Source organism: Streptomyces flavidovirens DSM 40150, from assembly GCF_000429085.1.
Classification (GTDB): domain Bacteria; phylum Actinomycetota; class Actinomycetes; order Streptomycetales; family Streptomycetaceae; genus Streptomyces; species Streptomyces flavidovirens.
This window is the reverse complement of the sequence record NZ_AUBE01000013.1, coordinates 124,330-142,837: the sequence shown is the minus strand read 5'-3', so window position 1 is coordinate 142,837 and position 18,508 is coordinate 124,330. Positions and strand designations below refer to the sequence as shown.

Below are 18,508 nucleotides of genomic sequence, written 5' to 3'. Positions count from 1 at the left end.
CCCATGCGAATTGGGGTAAGGCGTACGGGCGGATTCGCCGGGATCGAGCGATACGCGGAGGTGGACACCTCCGGACGGCCCGACGCGAGCGAGTGGCAGGCCCTGGCCGAGGAGGCGGTCGCCGCCGGCCGGGGCACGCCGCCGATCGGCGTGCCGGACGGCTTCAGCTACCAGATCACGGTCGACGGGAAGACCGTCTACTGCGCGGACCCACGGCTGACCGAGGCTCAGAGCAAGCTCATCTCCCAGGTCTTGACGGAAGGTGCCTGAACGCCCGGAACTGAAGGCCCGGAACCGAACGCCTGGAAAAGAAGGGGCGCGCGGGGTCCACCGGATGATGGGATGCGCGGATGACTTCCGCCACCACTGACATCCTCACCCGCCTCGAGCGCTACTACGACGCCGTACCGCGTGCCGGCGCCCGCGCCGAGGACTTCGGCCCGCTGACCCTCTTCGCGCGGACCGGCTCGGGCCACCCCTACTACGCCCGACCGACGTCGAGGTGGTCCGGCGCCCCGGCGACCGCCGCCGATGTGGAGCGGGTCAGGGCGCGGCAGCGGGAGCTGGGGGTGCCGGAGGCGTTCGAGTGGGTGCCGGAGACGACGCCGGGCCTGCGGCGGACGCTGGAGGAGACGGGGATGACGACGCGGGAGCGTCCGCTGATGCTCCTGGAGGACGACGGACTCGCCCCGCCCCCGAACTCCCTGGTACGCCTCCTCACCGCCGACGATCCGGCGCTGCCCGGCGCCCTCGCCGTCCCGTACCTCGCCTTCGCCGACCCGGGTACGGCGGTGGGCCGGGCCGGACCCACCGAACTCGCCGCCGTGATCGAGGCCCGGAAGGCCGAGGACGACGGCTCGGTGGAAAACGTCGCGGACCGGATCCGGGCCGGCCGGTCCGTCGTCGCGGCAGCCGTGGAGGACGGCGTGGTGCTCTGCGCGGGCCAGCACCTGCCGGTGGGCACGGCCACCGAGATAGTCGGCGTAGGCACCCTGCCGTCGGCCCGCCGCCGGGGCCTGGCGGTAGCGGTCACGGCGGAACTGGCCGCGGACGCACGCGCCCACGGCATCACCACGGTGTTCCTCACCGCGACGGACGACGCGGTCGCGCGCGTCTACGCCCGCGCGGGCTTCCGGCGCATCGGAACGGCCATGGAGGCGGCCACGGAATAGGACCGGCGGCGGCCATACCCCACGGCGCGTTCACCGACGACTGCCGGCGTGGGAACCGGCGGCGTCGGCCGCCGCGCTCAGGATTCGACGGGTCCGGCTCAGAAGCCGAGCTTGCGCAGCTGCTTCGGGTCGCGCTGCCAGTCCTTCGCGACCTTCACGTGCAGGTCCAGGAAGACCGGCGTGCCCAGCAGCGCCTCGATGTGCTTGCGCGACTTCGTGCCGACGTCCTTCAGGCGCTGCCCCTTGGGGCCGATGATGATGCCCTTCTGGCTGGGGCGCTCGATGTAGACGTTCGCGTGGATGTCGAGCAGCGGCTTGTCCGCCGGGCGGTCCTCGCGCGGCAGCATCTCCTCGACGACGACCGCGATGGAGTGCGGCAGCTCGTCCCGTACGCCTTCGAGCGCGGCCTCGCGGATCAGCTCCGCCACCATCACCATCTCGGGCTCGTCCGTGAGGTCACCCTCGGGGTAGAGCGGCGGGCTCTCCGGGAGCAACGGGATCAGCAGGTCCGCGAGGAGCGAGACCTGCTTGTCGCCGACGGCGGACACCGGGACGATCTCCTGCCACTCGAAGCCGAGCTCCTTGGAGAGCTGGTCGATGGCGATGAGCTGCTCGGCGAGCTGCTTGGAGTCGACGAGGTCGGTCTTGGTGACGATCGCGACCTTCGGCGTCTTCTTGATTCCCGCGAGTTCCTTGGCGATGAACTTGTCGCCGGGGCCGAGCTTCTGGTCGGCGGGCAGGCAGAAGCCGATCACGTCGACCTCGGCCCAGGTGGTGCGTACGACGTCGTTGAGACGCTCGCCCAGCAGCGTGCGCGGCTTGTGGAGGCCGGGGGTGTCCACCAGGATCAGCTGCGCGTCGGGGCGGTGCACGATGCCGCGCACGGTGTGGCGCGTGGTCTGCGGCCGGCTGGAGGTGATGGCGACCTTCTGGCCGACCAGAGCGTTCGTCAGGGTGGACTTGCCCGCGTTGGGGCGGCCGACGAAGCAGGCGAAGCCGGCCCGGTGGGGGGCCTCGGAAGACTGGGTGCGAGCGCTCATGCGTGCCATTCTCCCCGATGTACGCCGCCGGGCCGACCAGTGCCGGCCCGGACGTCACGCGGGGAGAGCGGGAGGGGCCGCGGCTGTCAGAGTCCGGCCTTGGCGCCGCACACCGGCCAGGCGCCGATGCCCTGGCCCTGGAGGACCTTGTCGGCGACCGCGGCCTGCTGCTGCGGGGTGGCCTGGTGGGCGCTGGGTGCGTACTGGGTGCCGCCGTACGCGCTCCAGGTGGACTGGGTGAACTGCAGACCGCCGGAGAAGCCGTTGCCGGTGTTCGCGTGCCAGTCGCCGCCGGACTCGCACTCCGCGACCGCGGACCAGTCGGCGGCCGGGGCGGCGGACGCGTTGCCGGTACCGGCGAGAACCAGCATGCCGGTGGCTCCCGCGGCGACGAAGGAACCGGTGACGCGGCGGCGGAGGGCGGTGCGGGTCAGGGAGGAGAACACGTGGGGTGACCTTTCTTCGGGGGCGGGAGGGCTGCCCCGGGGAGTGGGGCTCCCTGCTGGGCATGTCCTCCACCGTGGCAGCGCGGGGCGCCCGGATCCACGGTCCTTCGGGACGGTCCGGGGGCCTTCCGGCCCACCCCCTTGACGCCTTCCGCGCGGGCCGCAAGCCCCGGCCGAAGGTCCCCCGGCTGCGGCGGGGCGGCCATCCGCGCCGGGTCCACCCCACCCGCTCCGGGGGGCCACCTGACCCGCCACCCCCTTGGCGTGTCCCCCATCACACGAGACCAGCGTCACGCCGCTCCGGGCCCTGCGGCCGGGGCCGCGAGTTCTCGCCGCTGCCCGGCACCCATCCAGCCCGTCCGGCGTTTGAGGAGCGGGGTCTGGGGCGGAGCCCCGGTTCGGGAAGGGGCGGGTCGGGGAGAGTCCCGCGCAGCGGTCCACCCCGCAACGCCCGCGCTCAGCCCCCCGCCGGCACGCTCAGCCGCAGCGCACCGTCCGGCCCCGCCACCAGGACCGGCGTCGCGGGACCCCCCAGGTCGCGGACGGCCGCGCGGTCCTCGGCGGAGGCGGAATCCGCCGCCGTCACCACCGCCGCCGCCTCCAGCGACTTCGCACCGCTCGCGACCGCCATCGCCACCGCCGTGCGGAGCGCGCTCAGCTTCAGCGAGTCGAGTTCCACCGTGCCGGCGACGTACGTCCGGCCTGTCTCGTCCCGCACGGCCGCCCCCTCCGGCACCCCATTGCGCGCACGCGCACTGCGCGCCAGCGTGATGATCTTGCGGTCCTCGGGGTCGAGTTCGGTGCTCGGCGTGGTCTCAGTCATGCCCAGAGCATAGGGAGCGCACCAGGGTCAGCCCGCGACCGGGTACATCGAGCCGCGCCGCCCCTCCGGCGAGGCCAGCCACTCCAGCTTCGCCGCCGTGTCCGCTTCCGGCAGCGCCGTGTGCAGCACGATCGTCAGGTCGGGGCGGGCCGGGACCCGCAGCTGGGTCGACTCCACGACGAGCGTGCCGACGACCGGGTGCTCCATCTCCTTACGCACCTGACCGCCGGGCGCGATGTCCCGCCGCTCCCACAGTTCGGCGAACTCCGGGGAGAGTTCCGTCAGTTCGCCGACGACCGCGCGGAACCCCTCGTCGTCCGGCCGCTCGGAGCACGCGGCCCGGTACTGGGCGACGACATTCGCAGCGTTCTGCTCCCAGCTCTTCGCCCTGGAGCGGTAGATGGGGTCGGTGAAGAAGGTGATCAGACAGTTCTGGGTGATCTCGGGCCGCATGCCCAGGACCGCCCCCGCCGCGTCGTTGTAGACGACCGTGTTCCAGTACGCGTCCATGATGTGCGCGGGATACGGCATCCACGCGTCGATCAGCCGGCGCAGCCCCTCGCACATGTCGGCGTAGGGCGGATCGACCTCCGGCGCGGGCGGGTTGAGCCCGGCCAGGACGTACAGATGGCGGCGCTCCACGCTGCTCAGCCGCAGCACCCGCCCCACGGAGTCGAGCACCTGCGGCGAGACGGTGATGTCCCTGCCCTGCTCCAGCCACTGGTACCAGGAGACGCCGACGCCCGCGAGCACCGCGACCTCCTCCCGGCGCAGGCCCGGCGTACGCCGCCGAGCGCCGCCGTCCGGGAGTCCCGCCTCGGCGGGGCTGACCCGGGCGCGTCTGCTCATGAGGAACTCGCGCAGTTCGCCGAGGCGGTGCGCCTTGAGATCGACCGGTGCGGCCACACGCTCCACGTATTCCCCCTGTTCGGCTGCCTGGTGGTGGCGCCAACAGGATAAGTTCCCGCTCCCCACGGCTATTCCGGCGGCCGCAGGGTGGCGACCATGGCAATCGACACCTCCGTCCCCTCCATACCCTCCGCCCCCACCGCCGCACCGCCCGGAACGACGGCGCCCGCGAAGCTCTCCGGCCGCGCCAAGCTGATTCTCTTCGTACTGTGCGCCGCCCAGTTCATGGTGGCCCTCGACTTCTCCGTACTGAACGTGGCGCTGCCCGTCCTCGGCAGGGACCTCGGCATGAGCCAGTCCGCGCTGCAGTGGGCGGTCACCGCGTTCGCCCTGCCCTCCGGCGGATTCCTGCTGCTCTTCGGCCGGATCGCCGATCTGTTCGGCCGCAGGAAGCTGTTCCTCACCGGGCTCGCCGTCTTCGGTACGGCCTCCCTCCTCGCCACCTTCGCCTGGGACCCGGCGTCCTTCCTGGCCGGGCGCGCGCTCCAGGGGCTCGGCGCGGCCGCGATCGTGCCGACCGGCATGTCGCTGCTGACCACGACGTTCCCCGAAGGCCCGCAGCGCGACCGGGCGCTGGGCATCAGCGGCACACTGCTCTCGCTCGGCTTCACCGTGGGCATGCTCCTCGGCGGTGTCATGACCGACACCCTGGGCTGGCGCTCCACGATGGGCCTGCTGGCCGTCGCCGCGGCCATCGTGCTCGTACTGGCGCCGGGGCTGCTGTCGGAGTCCCGCCACCCCGAGCGCCCGCGCCTCGACATCCCCGGCGCGGTCACCGTCACCGGCGGTCTGCTCGCCCTGATCTACGCCCTGTCGACGGCGGCCGAGCGCGGTTTCGGCGGCGCCGACGTGCTGACCACGCTGGTCGCGGGCGTCGCCCTGCTCGCCGCCTTCGGGTACGTCGAGTCCCGTGCCGCCGCGCCGCTGGTCTCGCTGCCGATGCTGCGGCGCCGGACCGTGGCTTGGGGCAACCTCGGCGGTCTGGTGACCTTCTCGATGATGAGCACGGTCGTCTTCGTACTCACCCTCTATCTCCAGGAAGTGCTCAGGCTCTCCGCCTTGCAGACCGGTCTGGTCTTCGGCGTCCAGGGTGCGCTGTCGGCCGTCGCCGGTACGTACGCCCCGAAGCTCATCGGCCGCGTCGGCGCCCGCCGCACCCTCGTCGGCTCGCTGCTCGGCCAGGGCCTGTTCATCGCCGCCCTGCTGGGCATCGGCACCGGGTCGGGCGCTCTGCTGGCGACCGCCGCCGTCTCGCTGGCCAGCATGTGCCACCTGGGGGCGATCATCTCGTACGGACTCGTCGTGACGTCGGGTGTACCGGACGGGGAGCAGGGGCTGGCGACCGGTCTGGTCACCACGACGCAGCAGGTCGGCCTCACCGTGGGCATTCCGCTGCTCGGTGTGCTGGCGACGACGCAGGGCGCGCTCTTCGACGGCGTACGGACCGTGCTCGCCGTGGACGCGGTGCTCGTGGTGGTGGCGGCGGTCCTGGTGGGTGTGGGCCTGCGGATCCGGCGCGGCGTCTGAGCCCCGCGTCGTACGATTCCTCGGTCAGCTCCCGGACCATGCGGTCCGGGAGCTTCCCGGCGGCGGCGTCATGCCGCCTGCTTCTCCTCCGGCTCCACCAGTACCGTGACGATCTTGTTCCGGCGGCCGGCCGGGGATTCCGCGGTCAGCCGCAGCGAGCGCCCGTCGGGCAGGTCCACCGTCGCGGACGCGCCCGCGATCGGCACGCGGCCGAGCGCCTTGGCGAGCAGGCCGCCGACCGTTTCCACGTCCTCGTCGTCGAACTCGTCGAAGCCGAAGAGCTGGCCGAGGTCACCGATGTCGAGCCGGGCGGTCACGCGGTAACAGCCGTCGTCGAGCCGCTCGACGGGCGGCAGTTCACGGTCGTACTCGTCCGTGATCTCGCCGACGATCTCTTCGAGGATGTCCTCGATGGTGACGATGCCGGCGGTGCCGCCGTACTCGTCGATGACGACGGCGACGTGGTTGCGCTCCTGCTGCATCTCGCGCAGCAGGTCGCCCGCGTTCTTCGTGTCGGGTACGAAGACGGCGGGGCGCATCGCGGTGGAGACCAGGTCGGCCTCGGAGTCGCGGTTGATGTGGGTCTTCCTGACGAGGTCCTTGAGGTAGACGATGCCGACGATGTCGTCCTCGTTCTCGCCGGTCACCGGGATACGGGAGAAACCGGAGCGCAGGGCGAGCGTGAGGGCCTGGCGGATCGTCTTGAAGCGCTCGATGGAGACCAGGTCGGTCCTGGGGACCATGACTTCGCGTACGAGCGTGTCGCCCAGCTCGAAGACGGAGTGCACCATGCGGCGCTCGTCGTCCTCGATCAGGGACTCCTGCTCGGCCAGGTCGACCATGGCGCGCAGCTCGGCCTCGCTGGCGAAGGGGCCCTTGCGGAAGCCCTTGCCGGGGGTGAGCGCGTTGCCGAGGAGGATGAGCAGCTGCGGGACGGGTCCCATGACGCGGGCGAGCGGCAGCAGGACGTACGCGGACGCGGTCGCCGTGTTCAGCGGGTGCTGGCGGCCGATGGTGCGCGGCGACACGCCGACGGCGACGTACGAGACGAGGACCATCACGCCGATGGCGATGGTCAGCGCCTCCCAGGTCTCGTCGAACTCGCGCAGACAGGCGTACGTGACGAGGACGCCTGCGGCCATCTCGCAGGACACCCGTATCAGCAGGGCGACGTTCAGGTAGCGGACCGGGTCGGAGGCGACCTGGACCAGCTTGGCACTGCCGCGCCGGCCGGCCCGCAGGGACTCGGCGGCCCGGAAGCTGGAGACGCGGGCGATGCCCGCTTCCGCGCAGGCCGCCAGCCACGCGACGACGACCAGCAGGACCGCGCCCGTGATCAGTTGGGCGGTCATGAAACGGTCGGCGCGGGGGACGGACCGGTCAGGCCCTTCTCCGACCGCCAGCCGTCGACGATCGCCGCCTGGAGGCCGAACATCTCGGCCTTCTCGTCCGGCTCCTCGTGGTCGTAGCCGAGCAGGTGCAGCACGCCGTGGACGGTGAGGAGCTGAAGCTCCTCGTCCATGGAGTGCTGCGTCGGGGCTTCCTCGCCCTGCCTCTTCGCGACCTCGGGGCAGAGCACGATGTCACCGAGGAGCCCCTGCGGGGGCTCCTCGTCGTCCTTGGACGGCGGACGCAGTTCGTCCATCGGGAAGGACATGACATCGGTCGGTCCGGGGAGGTCCATCCACTGGATGTGGAGCTGCTCCATGGCGGCCGTGTCCACGACGATCACCGAGAGTTCGGAGAGCGGGTGGATCCGCATCCGGGTGAGCGCGTAACGGGCGACGTCGAGAATCGCCTGCTCGTCGACCTCGGTGCCGGATTCGTTGTTGACGTCGATCGACATGGTGCTGGATCTACCCCTGCTTCAAAGTCACAGCCCGTTTTGGCTGTCGTCGTACTTCTGGTACGCGTCGACGATACGGCCGACCAGCTTGTGCCGGACGACATCCTCCGACGTGAGGAGCGAGAAGTGCACGTCGTCGACGCCCTCCAGGATCCCCTTGACCTGGCGCAGACCGCTTTGTGTCCCGCCCGGCAGGTCGACCTGGGTGATGTCACCCGTGACGACGATCTTCGAGTCGAAGCCGAGCCTCGTCAGGAACATCTTCATCTGCTCGGCGCTGGTGTTCTGCGCCTCGTCCAGGATGATGAACGCGTCATTCAGCGTACGGCCTCGCATGTAGGCCAGCGGGGCGACCTCGATCGTGCCCGCGGCCATCAGGCGCGGGATCGAGGCGGGGTCGAGCATGTCGTGCAGGGCGTCGTAGAGCGGGCGCAGGTACGGGTCGATCTTCTCGTAGAGCGTGCCGGGCAGGAAGCCGAGCCGCTCGCCCGCCTCGACGGCGGGCCTGGTGAGGATGATCCGGGTGACCTGCTTGGACTGCAGGGCCTGGACCGCCTTGGCCATGGCGAGGTACGTCTTGCCCGTACCGGCGGGGCCGATGCCGAAGACGATGGTGTGCTTGTCGATGGCGTCGACGTACCGCTTCTGGTTGAGCGTCTTGGGGCGGATGGTGCGACCGCGGCTGGAGAGGATGTTCTGCGTGAGCACCTCGGCCGGGGTCTCGGTGACGGCTTCCGCGCCACCGCCGTTCCCGTTCGCTCTGAGCATGGCGATCGAGCGTTCCAAGGCGTCCTCCGTCATCGGCAGTCCGGTGCGGAGCACCAGCATCATCTCGGCCAGCAGGCGCTGGATCAGGGCGACCTCTGTCGGGTCGCCGACCGCGCTGACCTCATTGCCCCGGACGTGGATGTCCACGTCGGGGAAGGCGTTCTCGATCACGCGCAACAGGGAATCGCTGGATCCCAGAACCGTCACCATCGGGTGTCTGTCCGGCACGGTGAACTGGGCGCGGGCCTGCGGCTGTGTGGGTGTCTGAGTCATGGGCCGGCACTGTGGCCTGCACATACCTCCTGTTGCAGGGTTCTCGCTGCTCGACAACCTCTTGGCTCCAAGCCTACGTCGGTGCACTGACAAGGCCGAAGGCTTTTCGCGCACCGCCGCGCACTCCGTTGCCGAGCGGTTACGCCGGCCTGCGGAAGCCGATCGTCGGCACCGCCCGGCGCAGCGGCCACACGCGGGCCGCCTTCGGCAGCAGCCCGTCGAGGAAGGCGTACCGGCGCAGCGCCTGCGGGTCCTGCCCGTCGACGGCCTGCACCTGCTGCCACCAGGCCGCGATCTCCGACCAGCCGGGCGCCGAGAGAGACCCGCCGAACTCCTGCACCGACAGGGCGGCGGTCAGCCCGGCGAAGGCCAGGCGGTCCGCGAGTGGCCAGCCCGCGAGCGTACCGGTGACGAATCCGGCGACGAAGACGTCACCCGCGCCGGTGGGGTCGAGCGCCTCGACGGCGATGGCGGGGACCTCGGCGGTCTCCCCGGTGGAGCCGTCCACGGCGTACGCGCCCTCCGAGCCCAGCGTGACGACCGCGACGGGGACCTTGTCCGCCAGGGCGCGGGCGGCGGCGCGCGGGCAGTCGGTGCGGGTGTAGCGCATCGCCTCTTCGGCGTTGGGCAGGAACGCCTCGCAGTGTTCCAGGTCGGCGAGGCCCGCCAGATCCCACTGGCCGGTCTCGTCCCAGCCCACGTCGGCGAAGATCTTGGCGCCGCGGCGGGCGGCGGAGGCGATCCACTCCTCGGTCCGGCCGGGGGTGAGGGCGGCGATGGCGGCCCGCGCGCGGGGCGGGCAGTCGGGGAAGGGGCCGGGTTCGGCGGGCGGTGGGGCCTCGTGGCCGTGGGACACCATCGTCCGCTCGCCCTCGTACGCCATGGAGACGGTGACGGGCGAGTGCCAGCCGGGGACCGTGCGTGACATCTTCAGGTCGATGCCCTCGCCGTCGGCGAGCGCGTCCCAGCAGTACTCGCCGTAGTGGTCGTCACCGAAGGCGGCGGCCAGGGACGTACGCAGGCCGAGGCGGGCGAGGGCGGTGGCCATGTTGGCGACGCCGCCGGGGCTGGAACCCATGCCGCGCGCCCAGGACTCGGTGCCGCGCACCGGGGCGCTGTCGAGGCCGGTGAAGATGATGTCGAGGAAGACGGTGCCGGTGAGGAACACGTCGCAGCAGGGGCCGTCGGCGGCGCGCAGCCCGTCCAGGGGGTCGAGGTGCGTGGCCTCGTCCGGCTGACCGTTGTTGCCGATGACCGCCGGCGTGGCCGCCGACGTGGCCGCTGCGTGCTTTCTCACCGTGCTCACCCTGCGCTCCTGTGGTGTGGTGCGGATTCAGGCCAGTGTGCCCGATACGCGCCCACAGGGAAGATCCCCCGATTTGGACGAGCCCTGGATATGCGCTGGATGTCTGCTGTACGGGGCTTAACCCGCGTCGCGACAGGGTGGAACCGCTCCCGCAGGACAGGGGGGCACCACCCTAGTGCTGGAGAATTGATGAAGCGTCAGATACGTGTACGCGCCGGCATCGTCACCGCCGCCGCCGTGGCCATCGCGGGCACCGTCACCGTGGGGATCAGCACCGCCTCGCCCGAGGACCGGCCGAAGACCACCCAGACCACCAGGACCGCCAAGGTGACCCGGGCCGACGAGGCGCGGATGGAAGCGCTCTTCGATCAGTGGAACGCGGCCCTGCAGACCGGCGACCCGGAGAAAGTGGCGGCTCGGTACGCGTTCGACGCGGTGCTGCTGCCCACCGCGTCGCCCCGGATCCGTACCAATCGCGCGGAGATCGTGGACTATTTCGAGCACTTCCTGCAGAACAAGCCGGTGGGCAAGAAGGTCAAGTCGGTGATCAACGTCCTCGACCACAACTCCGCGATCGACTCCGGCCTCTACCAGTTCACGCTCACCGACCCGAAGACCGGCGAGAAGCGGGCGGTCGACGCACGTTACACGTACGAGTACGAGAAGCGCGGCGGCGCCTGGCTGATCGTCAACCACCACTCCTCGGTGCTGCCGTCCGAAGGCTGACCCGTACGCACAGCCCGCCCGCATCCCCCGGCGCGTCCCGCAGGGTCACGCTGCCGCCGTCGTCCGTCACCAGTTGCTTGACGATGGCCAGTCCCAGGCCCGAGCCCGAGCGGCCCGTCAGACCCTGACCGCGCCAGAACCGGTCGAAGGCGCGGGACTGTTCGGCGGCGGACATGCCGGGGCCCTGGTCGAGGATCTCCAGGACCACCTCGTCGCCGTGCGGATCCATCCGTACGGTGATCGTGCCGCCGTCCGGTGAGACCTCCAGGGCGTTGGAGAGCACGTTGTCCAGTACCTGGTCCAGATGACCGGGGCAGGCCAGCACCCACAGCCGGCCGCCGGCATCCCCTTCGAGCGCGATGGTGACTCCGCGCTCGTCGGCGGCCGGCCTCCACACCGCGAGCCGCTGCCCGACCAGCTCCCGCAGCGCCAGCGGCTCCGCCGGTGACACCTTGGCCTCCGCGCGGGCCAGCACCAGCAGGCCGTTGACCAGGCGGCTCATCCGGACCACCTCGGCGGTGGCCTGTTCCACGTCCTCGCGTACGAACTCGTCGTCGACACCGTCAGCGATGTTGTCCAGCGACAGCCGCAGCGCGGTGAGAGGGGTGCGAAGCTGATGCGAGGCGTCCGCCACGAAGATCCGCTGCGAGTCGATCAAGGTGTCCAGCCGCTCGGCACCCGAATTGAGGGTGCGCGCCAGTTTCTGCGTCTCCGGTGGGCCTGTGACGGGCGATCGGGCGGCCAGGTCGCCGTCGCTGAACCGGCTCGCCATGTCGTTGAGCTGGCGCAGCGGCCGGGTCAGCCTACGAGCTGCCAGGGCGCCGAGCCCGGCCGCGACCGCGAGCACACCGACGGCCAGGATCGCCCGGAAGCCCCAGATCCGCCACAGGCGGTCGGTGAGGTCGTCGGTCGCGTAACGGATCCGCACCGCGCCCACGATCGGGGCTCCGCCGCTCCGCACGTCACCGGTCGCGTCCACAGTCCTGACATCACCGGTCGCGTCCACAGTCCTGTCGACGGCCGCGTCCTGCCGCTGCGCGCGCGCCGGTACGGTGATCACCAACTGCGGGCCCCACACCAGGGTCGAGCCCCAGTCGACCGTGGTCCGGCCCTCTCGCAGCGCCCGGCTGAAGGCGGCGTTGTCCGGGTCGGCCGGCGCGGGCAGAGACGGTACGGCGCTGCCGTCGGCGGCGACCACCTCGGCGGTGCCGGGCGTCTCGTCCGCGTACGCCTGTGCCATCCGCGCCAGGGCCTGCCGCGCCGGGGCGTCGCCGTCCGCAAGCAGCAGCGCCATCGTGGTCGCCTCACGGCGTACGGCCTGCTCCGTGTCCCCGCGCAGCTGCCCGGTCAGCGTGAACGCCACCGGCACCGTGAACGCCGTCAGGGCGACCGCGACCAGCAGCACATAGCTGACGATCAACTGCCGGATCACGACGCACCCTCGACGACGAGACGGAATCCGACGCCGCGCACCGCCTCGATGGTGACCACCCCGGCGAGCTTGCGGCGCAGTGCCGCCACGTGCACGTCCAGGGTCTTCGTCGGCCCGAACCAGTTGGCGTCCCAGACCGCTTCCATGATCTGCTCACGCGACATGAGCGCGCCGGGCTCCTCGGTGAGGAAGGCCAGCAGGTCGTACTCCTTGGGCGTGAGCACCACATCGGCGCCGTCCAGCCGCACCCGTGCCGCCTTGCGGTCGACGGCGAGCCGCGCCCCGTACCGGTCGGGCCCGCTCTCGGCCTGCTGGGTCCGGGGCCGCACGCGCCGCATCACCGCCCTTATACGGGCAATGACCTCGCGTACGCCGAAGGGTTTGGAGACGTAATCGTCGGCTCCGATCTCCAGCCCCACCACGCGGTCCGTCTCGTCGCTGCGGGCGCTGATCACGATGATCGGCACCGTCCCGCGCTCCCGCAGGGCCCGGCACACATCAAGCCCGTCGGTGTCGGGCAGGCCGAGGTCCAGCAGGACCAGGTCGTACGGGGCCGTGACCGCCAGGGCCTCCTGCCCCGTGGTGACCCACTCCACCGCGAATCCGTAGCGCAGCAGACCGCGCCGCAGCGATTCGGCGACCGGTTCATCGTCTTCCACGAGTAGTAGGCGCACGAGCGCACCCTATTACTTGAATATTAACCGATCACCGATCAGTCGCATATGACGAGGAGGAGGTCCTCAGAAGACGTACGCGTCGACCTCGGCGAGATACGCCTGCCTGCGCTTCTCGTCGTGATCGAGGAAGGCCGCGAGGAAGGAGTTGCGGGCGAGCTCGCGCAGTTGCTCCTGCCCGAGCCCCAGCGCCTCGCGCACGGCGTGGAAGGTGTCGCCGACGTACCCGCCGAAATAGGCCGGGTCGTCGGAGTTCACCGTGACCAGCAGCCCGGCGTCCATCATCTCGCGCAGCGGGTGTTCCTCCAGGACGTCGATGGCCCGCAGCCGGACGTTCGACAGGGGGCACAGCGTCAGCGGCACGCGGTCCCGCACGAGCCGCTTCACGAGCTCCGGGTCCTCCATGGAGCGCAGCCCGTGGTCGACGCGCTCGACGCCGAGGATGTCGAGCGCCTCCCAGATGTACGCCGGCGGCCCCTCCTCCCCCGCGTGCGCGACCCTGCGCAGCCCCAGGGCCGCGGCCGCCTCGTACACCTCACGGAACTTCGACGGCGGGTGTCCGACCTCCGCCGAGTCCAGGCCGACGGCCGCGATCCGGTGCAGATACGGCTTGGCGGCCTCCAGCGTCTCCAGCGCGGACTCGGCGGACTGGTCGCGCAGGAAGCACATGATGAGCTGCGTGGAGATCCCGTGCCGCTCCTCGCTGCGGTCCAGGGCGCGGGCGAGGCCCTCGATGACCGTGCCGATCGCGACTCCACGCGCGGTGTGCGCCTGCGGGTCGAAGAAGATCTCGGCGTGCCGTACGCCCTGCGCGGCCGCCCGCGCCAGGTAGGCGTCGGCGAGCCGGTCGAAGTCGTCCTCGGTGCACAGGACCGCCATCAGCGCGTAGTACAGGTCGAGGAACGACTGGAGGTCGTCGAAGAGGTAGGCGCGGCGGAGCTCTTCGGTGGTGGAGTGGGGCAGGACCACGGCGTTGCGCGCGGCGAGCTCGAAGGCCAGCTCGGGTTCGAGGGTGCCTTCGATGTGGAGGTGGAGTTCGGCCTTGGGGAGCTGCATGGGGGGGTCTTCTCGTCGGGGACTTGCGGGGGGGTTCGGGGCGGCGGCGCTCAGGGTTTCAGGGGGTGGCGCTTGGGGAGAGGCACCCGCAGCAGGTCGGCGGCGACGGTCAGCTCGCCGTCGAAACCGGCGTCGCGGGCCTGGCGTTCGAAGGCCTCGGGATCGTTGTAGCGCTGCGAGAAGTGGGTGAGGACCAGGTGGCGTACGCCCGCTTCGTACGCGGCACGGGCTGCCTGACCGGCCGTCAGGTGACCGTGCTCGGCGGCCAGCAGCGCCTCCTCGTCAAGGAAGGTCGACTCGATGACGAGCATGTCGCAGCCCTCGGCGAGTGCGTACACCCCGTCGCACAGCCTGGTGTCCATGACGAAGGCGAAACGCTGCCCGCGACGTTCCTCGCTGACCTGGTCGAGCGTGACCCCGCCGAGCTGCCCGTCGCGCTGGATGCGGCCGACGTCAGGACCCTTGATCCCGTGCGCGGCGAGCAGCTCGGGCAGCATGCGGCGTCCGTCGGGCTCGGTGAGCCGGTAGCCGTACGACTCGACGGGGTGCGACAGCCTGACCGCGTCGAGGGAGTACGACGGCCCGGTGGCCAGCGGCCCGTCGGCGGCGACCGGTGCTTCGGTCAGCCGGACCGTCTCGCGGTAGGCCGTGGCGTACCGCAGCCGGTCGAAGAAGCGCTGACCGCTCGCCGGGTAGTGGGCGGTGACGGGGTGCGGGACGCGGTCGAGGTTGATGCGCTGGATCACCCCGGCGAGGCCCAGTGAGTGGTCACCGTGGAAGTGGGTGACGCAGATCCGGTTGATGTCGTGCGCGGCCACGCCGGCCCGCAGCATCTGGCGCTGGGTGCCCTCGCCGGGATCGAAGAGGATGCCCTCGCCGTCCCAGCGCAGGAGGTAGCCGTTGTGGTTGCGGTGCCGGGTGGGGACCTGGCTCGCTGTGCCGAGGACCACCAGTTCTCGTGCGGACACGGTCGCTGCCTTCTGCCTTATCCGGGGGGCCAGTTGAGGCCGCGTCCGCCGAGGACGTGGGCGTGCGCGTGGAAGACGGTCTGCCCGGCGCCCGTACCCGTGTTGAAGACGACGCGGTAGCCCGTGCCGTCGACCTTTTCGTCAGCGGCGACCCTGCCGGTCTCGGCGAGTACGTCAGCGAGGATCTGCGGCTCGGCGACGGCGAGCGCTGCGGCGTCCCGGTGGTGTGCCTTGGGGATGACCAGGACGTGCGTCGGCGCCTGGGGGTTGATGTCGCGGAACGCGACGGTCGTCTCCGTCTCACGGACGATCGTCGCCGGCACCTCCCCCGCGACGATCTTGCAGAACAGGCAGTCTGCCTGGGGTTCACCCGCCATGGTCCTGGCTCCTCAGTTCCGGCTGATCAGCTGATCAGGCCGATCAAGCTGATCAAGCTGATCAAGCTGATCAAGCTGATCAAGCTGATCAGGATGTACCGATCAAGTATGGCCGCATGCTATCCGCCTCCCGGCCCGCGCCCCTTGACCACGTACGTCTCCGGCGCCGCCCTCACTTGGAGGGCGGGCAGCTACAGCTCGGGCCGGGATCGGGGCCGGGGTCCGGCGCGGCGGTGACGGTGACGGTGGCCGTGACGGTCGCCGTCGGCCGGTAGGTGGCGGAAGGCGTGGGGTTGCCGCTGGTGGTGGCGGTGCGGGTGGGCGCGGCGTCGCAGTCGCCGAGCACGTCGGCCCGGAACACGGTCCGCTCGCCCACCCTGGCCGTCAGGTCACCGCGCACGCACCGCCCGTCGCGCTCCTCGGTCACCTTGCCGTCGATACGGATGTCCTGCCGGTCCGTTGTCTCGCCCTCGCACTCGACGGAGGCGACGTCGCGGCTCGGTGCGGGCGCCGCGGCGGGGCCGGTGCCGCCGGTGGCCTTGCCGCCCTCGCCGACCGTCGACGTACAGCTCATCCACCGCACGTCGACGCCCGCACGCTCAAGGGCGCGCGTGCCGGTCTGGTCGGTGGTCATGGCCACGGCCACCGAACTCATCCCGCCGGCCCCTGGTTCGCAGGCCGAGACGCCCACAATCGCCGTACCGGCGAGGCCGATCGCCGCCACGGTCCGCCTGAACGCAACCACCATGGGCGCAGCCTCCCACCGGAGGCGGCAGGCGGAAAAGACGAGTTGCGGTCACGCTTGCGGCGCGCACGCGGCGGGAAAGGGCGGCCCAGAAAGGTCAGCCGCCCAGCAGCAGCCACTCCTGGAGCTCCACGAGGTTGCCCTCGGGGTCCTTGAGGTGCGCTGCCCGCATCCGTTCCGTCATCAGCGCGGGCCCGTGCTCCAGCACCGCTCCCCGCCCGGTGATCTCCTCGCAGTACCGGTCGAGGTCGTCGACCCGCAGCACCACGAGCGAGCGGTGGCCGTCCGGCTCGCCGGCGAGCTCGCCGAGCACCTCCGCCATCATGGCGCGGTCCTGGAGAGCGATGCCGGCCGACCCGAGAGCCGGTGAGAACTTCTCGTACGGCCCGTTCTCGAACCCCGACTGGGGCTTCAGGCCCAGCACTTCGCCGTAGAAGCGGTAACAGGCGGGGAAGTCGGAGACGAGGAGACGAACCTGGGCGAGTTCCATCGAAATGCCCTTTCCGGGAAACAGCTCGGGGCGGGTGGGTCCGGGTCGGTCGCGTCGGGTGGGTCGGGCCGGGCAGGTCAGGACCAGCGGCCCGTACGGCCCAGCAGCAACGCCGCCGCCGCCGTCCCGGCAGTCGACGTACGCAGAACACTGCGCCCCAGCCGGTACGGTTTCGCCCCCGCCTCGCCGAAGACCGCCAGCTCCTCCGGCGACACGCCCCCCTCCGGCCCCACGACCAGCACGATCGAGCCCGTCTGCGGCAGCCCGGCGGTGGCGAGCGCCTCGCTGCCCACCGACGGGTCCTCGTGCAGTACGGCCGCGAAGTCCGCCGTGGCCAGCAGCGCACCGACCTGCTTCGTCGTCAGCGCGTCCGCGACCTCGGGGAAGCGCAGCCTGCGCGACTGCTTGCCCGCCTCGCGCGCCGTGGCCCGCCACTTGGCGAGAGACTTCGCGCCCCGGTCTCCGCGCCACTGTGTGATGCAGCGGGACGCCTGCCACGGCACGATCACGTCGACGCCGGTCTCCGTCATCGTCTCGACGGCCACCTCGCCCCGGTCGCCCTTGGGAAGCGCCTGTACGACGGTGATGCGCGGCGCCGGCTCCGGCTCCACCGTCAGATCCGTCACCTCGACGACGAGCCGGTCCTTGCCCTCGGCCGCCAGCACCACGGCCGCCGCGCCCGCGCCGCGCCCGTCCGTCAGTACGACGTGCTCCCCCGTGTGCAGCCGCCGCACCGAGACGGCGTGCCGCCCCTCGGGGCCTTCGAGTACGAACTGTCCCTTCCCCGGCACGGCGTCGACGACGAACACCGGCGCCGTCACGCGGCACCACCCGCGCCGCGCAGGGCCAGCGCCGCGAGCGCCGCGTCGGTCTCGGCCGCCAGGACCTCGACGAGCTGCCCGGCCGGCATCTCGCGCGCCATCCGGTGCCCCTGCCCGGCCCACAGCGCCATGCCCTGGGCGTCGCCCGCCTTGGCCGCGGCCTTGCGCAGGCCGGAGGTGATGTGGTGCACCTGGGGGTAGGCGGCGGGGGCGTACGGGCCGTGCTCGCGCATGAAGCGGTTGACGAGGCCGCGGGCGGGACGTCCGGAGAACGCGCGGGTGAGTTCCGTGCGTACGAACAGCGGATTGGTCATGGCCTGCTTGTGCAGGGCGTTCGCACCGGACTCGGGGCACACCAGGAACGCCGTGCCGAGCTGCGCCGCGGACGCGCCGAGCGCGAGGAGCGCGGCGATCTGCGCGCCGCGCATCACACCGCCCGCCGCGACGATCGGCAGTTGCACGGTCTCGCGCACCTGCGCGACGAGGGACAGCAGGCCGATGCCGGCGCCGTCGTTCTTGGGATCGTCACGGTGCGTTCCCTGGTGGCCGCCGGCCTCTACGCCCTGTACGCACACGACGTCGGCGCCGGTCCACTGCGCGACCTGGGCCTCTTCGGGCGTGGTGACGGTCACGACGGTGAGGGTGCCGGCCTTCGCGAACGCGTCGAGCACGGGCCGGGTGGGGCAGCCGAAGGTGAAGGAGACGACCGGGACAGGGTCGTCGATGAGGATGGCCAGCTTGGCTTCGTAGCCATCGTCGGAGCAGTTGTCGGGCTCACCGAGGGGGGTGTCGTACCAGTCCGCCTCACCGGCGAGCTGGTGACGGTAGACCTCCACGGAGGCCGGGTCGGCGTGGCTCGGCTGCGGCATGAAGAGATTGACGCCGAACGGCCGGCTCGTCAGCCCCCGCAGCTGCTTGATCTCCTCGTACATGCCGTCAGCGGTCTTGTAACCGGCGGCAAGAAACCCGAGACCACCCGCTTCGGAGACGGCAGCGACGAGCTGAGGGCTGGAGGCGCCACCCGCCATGGGGGCCTGCACGATCGGATAACGGCAAAGATCGGTCAGTGCGGAGGACATGAACGCATAGTTTCATGCCCTCCGCACTGC

Annotated in this window: 20 protein-coding genes and 1 pseudogene; 4 read left to right on the top strand and 17 right to left on the bottom strand. The window is 71.3% G+C overall.

The window, feature by feature from the left end:
- The first annotated feature begins 3 nt into the window (after nt 1-3).
- Nucleotides 4-270, top strand: coding sequence for a protealysin inhibitor emfourin (locus G412_RS0119360; RefSeq protein ID WP_028813518.1), 267 nt, complete (start codon nt 4-6; stop codon nt 268-270).
- Between the two features lie 80 nt (nt 271-350).
- On the top strand, nt 351-1,172 hold the full coding sequence (locus G412_RS0119355) for a GNAT family N-acetyltransferase (protein WP_028813517.1): 822 nt from the start codon (nt 351-353) through the stop codon (nt 1,170-1,172).
- A 98-nt stretch (nt 1,173-1,270) separates the two neighbouring features.
- Here G412_RS0119355 and era read toward each other — a convergent pair whose 3' ends face one another.
- The 4 genes and pseudogenes from era to G412_RS0119335 form a co-directional block, all read right to left on the bottom strand.
- Entirely contained in the window at nt 1,271-2,212 is a 942-nt protein-coding gene (era, locus tag G412_RS0119350; RefSeq protein WP_028813516.1) for a GTPase Era, read from the bottom strand.
- A gap of 104 nt (nt 2,213-2,316) precedes the next feature.
- Nucleotides 2,317-2,658 (bottom strand): annotated as a pseudogene (locus G412_RS0119345) (transglycosylase family protein); the annotation flags it as partial.
- A gap of 457 nt (nt 2,659-3,115) precedes the next feature.
- A complete protein-coding gene (locus G412_RS0119340) occupies nt 3,116-3,481 on the bottom strand; it encodes a cytidine/deoxycytidylate deaminase family protein (RefSeq protein ID WP_028813514.1) in 366 nt (121 codons plus the stop codon).
- A 27-nt stretch (nt 3,482-3,508) separates the two neighbouring features.
- Nucleotides 3,509-4,330 (bottom strand): helix-turn-helix transcriptional regulator, encoded by an 822-nt coding sequence (locus tag G412_RS0119335; RefSeq protein ID WP_051338483.1) that lies wholly within the window; start codon nt 4,328-4,330, stop codon nt 3,509-3,511.
- Nucleotides 4,331-4,486: 156 nt separating this feature from the next.
- On the opposite strand from G412_RS0119335, the gene G412_RS0119330 reads away from it, so the two are divergent.
- The gene (locus G412_RS0119330; RefSeq protein WP_028813512.1) at nt 4,487-5,917 is read left to right on the top strand and encodes an MFS transporter; all 1,431 of its coding nucleotides are present in this window, start codon (nt 4,487-4,489) and stop codon (nt 5,915-5,917) included.
- Nucleotides 5,918-5,985: 68 nt separating this feature from the next.
- On the opposite strand, the gene G412_RS0119325 is transcribed toward G412_RS0119330, so the two are convergent.
- The 4 genes from G412_RS0119325 to G412_RS0119310 form a co-directional block, all read right to left on the bottom strand.
- Nucleotides 5,986-7,269, bottom strand: coding sequence for a hemolysin family protein (locus G412_RS0119325; protein ID WP_028813511.1), 1,284 nt, complete (start codon nt 7,267-7,269; stop codon nt 5,986-5,988).
- A complete protein-coding gene (gene ybeY, locus G412_RS0119320; RefSeq protein WP_028813510.1) occupies nt 7,266-7,763 on the bottom strand; it encodes an rRNA maturation RNase YbeY in 498 nt (165 codons plus the stop codon). Before ybeY ends, G412_RS0119325 begins: the two co-directional genes overlap by 4 nt.
- Before the next feature lie 27 nt (nt 7,764-7,790).
- Nucleotides 7,791-8,804 (bottom strand): PhoH family protein, encoded by a 1,014-nt coding sequence (locus G412_RS0119315; protein ID WP_028813509.1) that lies wholly within the window; start codon nt 8,802-8,804, stop codon nt 7,791-7,793.
- Nucleotides 8,805-8,943: 139 nt separating this feature from the next.
- A complete protein-coding gene (locus tag G412_RS0119310) occupies nt 8,944-10,056 on the bottom strand; it encodes a carbohydrate kinase family protein (protein WP_051338482.1) in 1,113 nt (370 codons plus the stop codon).
- Nucleotides 10,057-10,296: 240 nt separating this feature from the next.
- On the opposite strand from G412_RS0119310, the gene G412_RS0119305 reads away from it, so the two are divergent.
- Entirely contained in the window at nt 10,297-10,836 is a 540-nt protein-coding gene (locus tag G412_RS0119305) for an SgcJ/EcaC family oxidoreductase (protein ID WP_425274490.1), read from the top strand.
- On the opposite strand, the gene G412_RS0119300 is transcribed toward G412_RS0119305, so the two are convergent.
- The 9 genes from G412_RS0119300 to G412_RS0119260 form a co-directional block, all read right to left on the bottom strand.
- Nucleotides 10,799-12,268 carry a sensor histidine kinase gene (locus G412_RS0119300; protein ID WP_028813506.1) on the bottom strand — a complete coding sequence of 490 codons (1,470 nt, stop codon included), beginning with the start codon at nt 12,266-12,268 and terminating at the stop codon, nt 10,799-10,801. The two genes, G412_RS0119305 and G412_RS0119300, sit on opposite strands and share 38 nt — an antisense overlap.
- Nucleotides 12,265-12,942: a response regulator transcription factor gene (locus G412_RS0119295; RefSeq protein WP_028813505.1), complete on the bottom strand. Its 678-nt coding sequence runs from the start codon at nt 12,940-12,942 to the stop codon at nt 12,265-12,267. Before G412_RS0119295 ends, G412_RS0119300 begins: the two co-directional genes overlap by 4 nt.
- 66 nt (nt 12,943-13,008) lie before the next feature.
- The gene (locus G412_RS0119290) at nt 13,009-13,998 is read right to left on the bottom strand and encodes an adenosine deaminase (protein ID WP_028813504.1); all 990 of its coding nucleotides are present in this window, start codon (nt 13,996-13,998) and stop codon (nt 13,009-13,011) included.
- A 50-nt stretch (nt 13,999-14,048) separates the two neighbouring features.
- Entirely contained in the window at nt 14,049-14,966 is a 918-nt protein-coding gene (locus G412_RS0119285; protein ID WP_028813503.1) for a ribonuclease Z, read from the bottom strand.
- A gap of 17 nt (nt 14,967-14,983) precedes the next feature.
- Nucleotides 14,984-15,343 carry a histidine triad nucleotide-binding protein gene (locus tag G412_RS0119280; RefSeq protein WP_028813502.1) on the bottom strand — a complete coding sequence of 120 codons (360 nt, stop codon included), beginning with the start codon at nt 15,341-15,343 and terminating at the stop codon, nt 14,984-14,986.
- A 172-nt stretch (nt 15,344-15,515) separates the two neighbouring features.
- A complete protein-coding gene (locus G412_RS35200) occupies nt 15,516-16,091 on the bottom strand; it encodes a hypothetical protein (RefSeq protein ID WP_078607152.1) in 576 nt (191 codons plus the stop codon).
- 94 nt (nt 16,092-16,185) lie between these two features.
- A complete protein-coding gene (locus tag G412_RS0119270; RefSeq protein WP_028813501.1) occupies nt 16,186-16,578 on the bottom strand; it encodes a VOC family protein in 393 nt (130 codons plus the stop codon).
- Nucleotides 16,579-16,655: 77 nt separating this feature from the next.
- Nucleotides 16,656-17,399: a 16S rRNA (uracil(1498)-N(3))-methyltransferase gene (locus G412_RS0119265; protein ID WP_028813500.1), complete on the bottom strand. Its 744-nt coding sequence runs from the start codon at nt 17,397-17,399 to the stop codon at nt 16,656-16,658.
- Nucleotides 17,396-18,478, bottom strand: coding sequence for a nitronate monooxygenase (locus tag G412_RS0119260; protein WP_028813499.1), 1,083 nt, complete (start codon nt 18,476-18,478; stop codon nt 17,396-17,398). The genes G412_RS0119265 and G412_RS0119260 overlap by 4 nt, the downstream gene beginning before the upstream one ends.
- Nucleotides 18,479-18,508: the final 30 nt, after the last annotated feature.